This is a genomic window from Caulobacter sp. CCH9-E1, from assembly GCF_001556515.1.
Taxonomy (GTDB): Bacteria; Pseudomonadota; Alphaproteobacteria; order Caulobacterales; family Caulobacteraceae; genus Caulobacter.
Map to the genome: position 1 here is coordinate 1 of NZ_LSJA01000062.1, position 5,393 is coordinate 5,393.

5 protein-coding genes are annotated in these 5,393 nt (G+C 68.0%); 2 read left to right on the forward strand and 3 right to left on the reverse strand.

The features are described from left to right. Positions 1 to 124: 124 nt before the first annotated feature. The 3 genes from AX690_RS03325 to AX690_RS03335 are packed head-to-tail and all read right to left on the reverse strand — an operon-like array spanning position 125 to position 3,101. The gene (locus AX690_RS03325) at positions 125 to 1,129 is read right to left on the reverse strand and encodes an HlyD family secretion protein (RefSeq protein WP_066681111.1); all 1,005 of its coding nucleotides are present in this window, start codon (positions 1,127 to 1,129) and stop codon (positions 125 to 127) included. A 20-nt stretch (positions 1,130 to 1,149) separates the two neighbouring features. Beyond that, positions 1,150 to 1,899 carry an ABC transporter ATP-binding protein gene (locus tag AX690_RS03330; RefSeq protein ID WP_066681113.1) on the reverse strand — a complete coding sequence of 250 codons (750 nt, stop codon included), beginning with the start codon at positions 1,897 to 1,899 and terminating at the stop codon, positions 1,150 to 1,152. Continuing rightward, complete coding sequence (locus AX690_RS03335) at positions 1,896 to 3,101, reverse strand: ABC transporter permease (protein WP_066681115.1); 1,206 nt, start codon at positions 3,099 to 3,101, stop codon at positions 1,896 to 1,898. Before AX690_RS03335 ends, AX690_RS03330 begins: the two co-directional genes overlap by 4 nt. 270 nt (positions 3,102 to 3,371) lie before the next feature. Between AX690_RS03335 and AX690_RS03340 the strand changes: the two genes are divergently transcribed. Continuing rightward, entirely contained in the window at positions 3,372 to 4,652 is a 1,281-nt protein-coding gene (locus AX690_RS03340; protein WP_066681117.1) for a NupC/NupG family nucleoside CNT transporter, read from the forward strand. A gap of 66 nt (positions 4,653 to 4,718) precedes the next feature. Beyond that, positions 4,719 to 5,336, forward strand: coding sequence for a glutathione S-transferase family protein (locus AX690_RS03345; protein WP_066730285.1), 618 nt, complete (start codon positions 4,719 to 4,721; stop codon positions 5,334 to 5,336). The last annotated feature ends 57 nt before the right edge of the window (positions 5,337 to 5,393 follow it).

Consider the following 5,393-nt stretch of genomic DNA (forward strand, 5'->3'; position numbering starts at 1 on the left):
AAAATCCTCCCCCTAGCGGGGGAGGTGTCGGCGAAGCCGACGGAGGGGGAAGTCCTGCCGACCCGGCCACGCCCCCCTCCGGTCCTTCGGACCACCTCCCCCATGGGGGGAGGGTTTAGCGCCTCTACGCCTTCTTCTTCGCGCCACCCGCGACCGGCGGGGTCGGCTTGTCGCGCTTCACGCCGGCTTTCTGGCCGGGCTTCATGAACTTGACCAGGACGCGCTGGCCGACCAGCAGCGGGGCGCCGTCGGCGCTGACCACCACCTCGACGACGCGCTCGTCGCTGCGCTGGCTGGGGTCGTCCGAGGCCAGCTTGCGGGCGCCGAAGACCGAGGCGCGGCGCAGCACCTTGCCGATATAGGTCTTGTCGGGGTCGCTTTCCGGCTGGATCTCGACCTCTTGGCCGATCGTCACGTTCGGGATGTCGGCCTCGACGATCTCGGCGCGGACGATGCGCTGGGTGTTGGGCTCGAGGTCGAACATGGCCGTGACGTTCAGGGTCGAGGCGCCGGCGCCGGGATTGGCCTGGCGGCGGGCGATGCGGCCGTCGGCCGGGGCGCGGATCACCGTCAGTTCCTGATTGTACTGCGACTGGGCCAGTTGGGCGGACGCGACGCTGATCGCCGCCTGCTGAGCGCCGATATTGGCCTGGGCCTGGGCGATCTGGTCGCGGGCGGCGTCCAGGCGCTGGGCCGCGACGAAGTTCGAGGCCGCCAGGTTCTGCAGGCGATTGTACTCGCGTTGGGCGGTGCGCAACTGCACCTGATAAAGCTGCAACTGGGCTTTGGCCGAGGCCAGAGCGGCCGAGGCGGTCTGGGAGGCCAGGCGCGCGTCGTCGTCCTCCTGCTTGGCCAGGGGCTGGCCGGCCTTGACGATGTCGCCTTCCTGGACGAACACCTCGCGCACGATGCCCTGGCGGCGCGCGGCCACCTGGATCACGCCGCCTTCGACGTCGGCCTTGCCCTGGGCGATGGCCGCGTAGGGGGAGGGCTCCTCCTGGGCGGCGGCGGCCTCAAGCTTCTTCTTCTTCTCGGCCGCCTGGCCCTTCATGTAGAAGAAGCCGCCGCCGAGCAGCACGACGACGATGATGGCGATCCAGAAAGCGGGTCGGCGCAGAAAGCCGGGCATGTCGAGGTTCCCCCAGAAAATCAGTGGCTGAGCGGCGCAGGATTGGCGTCGGGCGTGCGGCGCACGTCGTCCAGGATCCGCCCGTCTTCGATGTGGATGACGCGGTCGGCGTAGGCCTCAAGCCGCGGGTCGTGGGTCACGCAGATCACCGCCGCGCCGCGCTCGGTGGCGGCCGCGCGCAGCAGCTTGATCACGGTCTCGCCGCTCTTGCCGTCGAGGGCCGAGGTCGGTTCGTCCGCGAAGATCAGGTTCGGGTTCTTGGCCAGGGCGCGGGCGATCGCCACGCGCTGCTTTTCGCCCCCCGACAGCTCCGAGGGCCGCTGGTTGACCCGCGGGCCAAGGCCCACAGACTCCAGCGCCGCCTGGGCGCGCTTGGCCGCCTCGCCCGGGCTGACGTCCTGATACTTCAGCACCGTCATCACCTGCTGCTTGGCGGTCAGCGCCGGGAACAGGTTGAAGCCCTGGAAGATGAAGCCGCAGTGGTCGAGGCGGAACTTGTCGATCTTGCCCTTGGGCAGGGCCCAGAGATCCTTGGCCTCCAGCGCCGAGACCTTGCCCTCGTCGGGCATCAGGAGGCCCGAAAGCGCGGCCACCAGGGTGGACTTGCCCGAGCCGGAGGGGCCCATGACCATGGTGACGTCGCCGTGCTTGGCGTCGAAGTCCACGCCCTTGAGCACCTCGATGAAGGTGCGGCCGGTCTTGAACCGCTTGACCAGGCCCTTGGCGGCCAGGGCGCTCTCGCCCCGCTTGTGGCTGTTGTCGCCGTTCATCGCAGCAGGTCCGCGGGTTGGCTGTTCTTGAGGATGCCCAGCGACAGGAAGCCGGACAGCATGGCGATACCGATCAGGAAGACCGCGACGATGATGACCAGCGTCGGCGGGAAGTACATCGGCACCCCGCCGGCCACGGCCAGCATCGACACCAGCCAGGTCAGCAGACCCGCCGCCAGCACGCCGACGATGCCGACCCAGAAGGAGAGCTCCATGACGATGTTGCGCAGGTCGCCCATCGACACGCCCAGGGCGCGCAAGGAGGCGAACTCCTTGATGTTGGCCATGATCGCCCCGCGCAGGGTTTGCCAGGTGATCGCCACCCCGATCAGCAGGCCCAGGAAGGCCGAGAAGCCCAGCATGATGCCGATGATCTGGTCTTCGAGCATGGCGTTGGAATTGGCGTCGGCCAGTTCCTGGCGGGTCCAGGCGCGGAACTTGCCGTCGGCCTTCTTGTTCAGCTGGGCGGCGACGACTTCGGCGCGCGCGGAGTCGCGAATCTCGACCATCAGCGGGCCGACGCGCTGGCCAGTGTCGGCCTCGCCCAGCATCCGCAGGGTGTCGCGCGACATGACCAGGGTCGGCTGGATGATGTTCGGATAGCCGCGGGTGACGACGGCGATGTTGATCGTCTTGCCGTTGTAGAGAGCCTTGTCGCCCTTCTTGACGCCCAGCCGCTTCAGCGCCGTCTCGTCGACCGCGACCGCGTAGGGGCGGCGCAGGGCCTCGATCATCGACTGGGTATAGTCGGTGGGCACCGTGACGTAGCCCGGGATGGCGTCGATGACGGTGACATTGACGAACTCGGTCTTGCGGGCCGTGCCGCCGCGGGCCCCCTTGTCGCCCTTGCCGGCCCGCTTGGCGCGCGCCTCTTCCTTGGCCTGCTGCTCGGGCGTCAGGATGTTCTGGAAGCGGCCGCCCGAGCCGTCGAGCGGCGCGACCTGGGTCACCTCGGGGTGGCTGTAGACCAGCGGGATCATGCGTCGCGGCAGGCCGGACGGGCCGCCGAACAGCGCCTTGGCGCCCGGGCCCAGCACCATGATGTCGGCGCGAGCGCGGTCGATCTGGGCGGTGAAGCCCTTGCCGATCCCCACGAACATGCCGACCTGGGCCAGCACCAGCAGGCCCGAGAAGGCTAGGGCGACCACGGCCGCCATGTAACGACGCCACTCGTATAGCAGAGTGGACAAGGCCAACGACATTCGGAATCTCGCTCCCCCAAACCTCAGGTGGCAGGAATGACCGGCGATCGGAGAAGGTCCAAGTTAAATCGGGGTAAGGCGCATTTCTGGGCTGAAATAATCTGACGGCGTGACTTTGGCCGCCTTCCAGACCGGAACGGCCGGGTAGTTTGCGCCGTCTTTAACCATTTCCTAAGCAAGCCGCTTGCGTGCGACGGGCGTCTTGGTGTCATTTCGCCCCTTGGCGGGCGTCGCGGGGGCGTCGCCCTTTTGTAAGGTCTTCGTCTCTTGATGTTCCGTCCCGAGAACGTTCAGGCCCTGGCGGGTCTGGCGCTCACCCTCGGCCTCTGCTGGCTGGTCTCCGAAAATCGCAAGCGATTCCCCTGGGTGCTGGCCGTCGCCGCCCTGATCGTCCAGGTGCTGCTGGTGCTGGTCCTGTTCGGCCTGCCCCAGGCGCAAAAGCTGATGCAGGGCGTCAACGGCGCGGTCGAGGGCCTGGCCTCGTCGACCCAGGCGGGGACGTCCTTCGTGTTCGGCTTCCTGGCCGGCGGCGATCAGCCCTATCCGGTCAGCAATCCGGGCGCGGGCTTCCTGTTCGCCTTCCGCGTTCTGCCGGTGATCCTGGTCGTCTGCGCCCTGTCGGCGCTGCTGTGGCACTGGAAGATCCTGAAGTGGCTGGCCCAGGGCTTTGGCCTCCTGTTCCAGAAGACGCTGGGCCTGCGCGGCCCGCCGGCCCTGGCCACCGCCGCCACCATCTTCATGGGTCAGATCGAGGGGCCGATCTTCATCCGCGCCTATCTGGACAAGCTCTCCCGCTCGGAGCTCTTCATGCTGATCGCGGTCGGCATGGCCTGCGTCTCGGGCTCCACCATGGTCGCCTACGCCACCATCCTGGCCGACGTGCTGCCCAACGCCGCCGCCCACGTGCTGACCGCCTCGATCATCTCGGCCCCGGCCGGGGTGCTGCTGGCGCGGATCATCGTGCCCGCCGACCCGATGGAGAAGGGCGCGGACCTTGATCTCGCCACCGAGGACAAGACCTACGGCAGCTCGATCGACGCGGTCATGAAGGGCACCACCGACGGCCTGCAGATCGCGCTGAACGTCGGCGCCACCCTGATCGTCTTCGTGGCCCTGGCCACCATGGTCGACAAGATCCTGGGCGCCATGCCGGACGTCGGCGGCCAGCCGCTGAGCATCGCGCGCGGCCTGGGCGTGATCTTCTCGCCGCTGGCCTGGGCCATGGGCGTGCCGTGGAAGGAAGCCGGGACCGCCGGCGGCCTGCTGGGCGTCAAGCTGATCCTGACCGAGTTCACCGCCTTCATCCAGCTGGCCAAGGTCGGCGCGACGTCGCTGGACGAACGCACCCGCATGATCATGACCTATGCCTTGTGCGGCTTCGCCAACATCGGCTCGGTCGGCATGAACGTGGCCGGCTTCTCGGTGCTGGTGCCCCAGCGCCGTCAGGAGATTCTCAGCCTGGTCTGGAAGGCGATGATGGCCGGTTTCCTGGCCACCTGCCTGACCGGCTCGCTGATCGGCCTGATGCCGCGGTCGTTGTTCGGGCTGTAAGCGGCGCTTCCGTTCCGCTGCGGAATGAGATCATCCTCCCGGTCAAAAGCCGGGAGGATTTTTCTTATGAAGCTCTATGACAGCCGTCGCGCGCCCAATCCTCGGCGGGTGCGCTGGTTCATGGCCGAGAAGGGGATCGAGGACATCGAGATCGTCGATGTCGACATCTTCGGCGGCCAGCATCGCCAGCCCGACTACCTGGCCAAGGCGGGCCTGCCCAACGTTCCGGCGCTGGAGATCGACGAGACCACCTGCATCACCGAGTCGGTGGCGATCTGCCGCTATCTGGAGAGCCTTTATCCGGAGCCGAACCTGTTCGGCCGCGATCCGCGCGAGACGGCGGTGATCGAGATGTGGACGCGGCGGGCCGAGATGTTGCTGTCGACGCCGCTGATGATGGCCGTCCGCCACAGCCACCCGGCGCTGGCCGCCATCGAGACCCAGGTCCCCGAGGTCGCCGACACCAACCGCAAGGCCGCCGAGCGGGCGCTGAAGGTCTTCGACCGTCGCCTGGCCGAAAGCGAGTTCATCGCCGCCGACCGCCTGACCATCGCCGACATCATCGCCGTCACCGGCATCGACTTCGCCCGCATGGTCCGCTTCCGGCCGGCCGAGGAGCTGACGCACGTGAACCGCTGGCTGACGGCGATGATGGCGCGGCCCGCGGCGAAGGCGGGGATTTGAGTTCCTCCCCCGCGATGCGGGGGAGGTGGCCCAGAGGGCCGGAGGGGGCAAGCTGGG

What these genes read in the sequence shown, in the direction of transcription:
- AX690_RS03325 (WP_066681111.1), bottom strand. Translation starts at nt 1,129, where the DNA reads ATGCCCGGCTTTCTGCGCCGACCCGCTTTCTGGATCGCCATCATCGTC.
- AX690_RS03330 (WP_066681113.1), bottom strand. Translation starts at nt 1,899, where the DNA reads ATGAACGGCGACAACAGCCACAAGCGGGGCGAGAGCGCCCTGGCCGCC.
- AX690_RS03335 (WP_066681115.1), bottom strand. Translation starts at nt 3,101, where the DNA reads ATGTCGTTGGCCTTGTCCACTCTGCTATACGAGTGGCGTCGTTACATG.
- AX690_RS03340 (WP_066681117.1), top strand. Translation starts at nt 3,372, where the DNA reads ATGTTCCGTCCCGAGAACGTTCAGGCCCTGGCGGGTCTGGCGCTCACC.
- AX690_RS03345 (WP_066730285.1), top strand. Translation starts at nt 4,719, where the DNA reads ATGAAGCTCTATGACAGCCGTCGCGCGCCCAATCCTCGGCGGGTGCGC.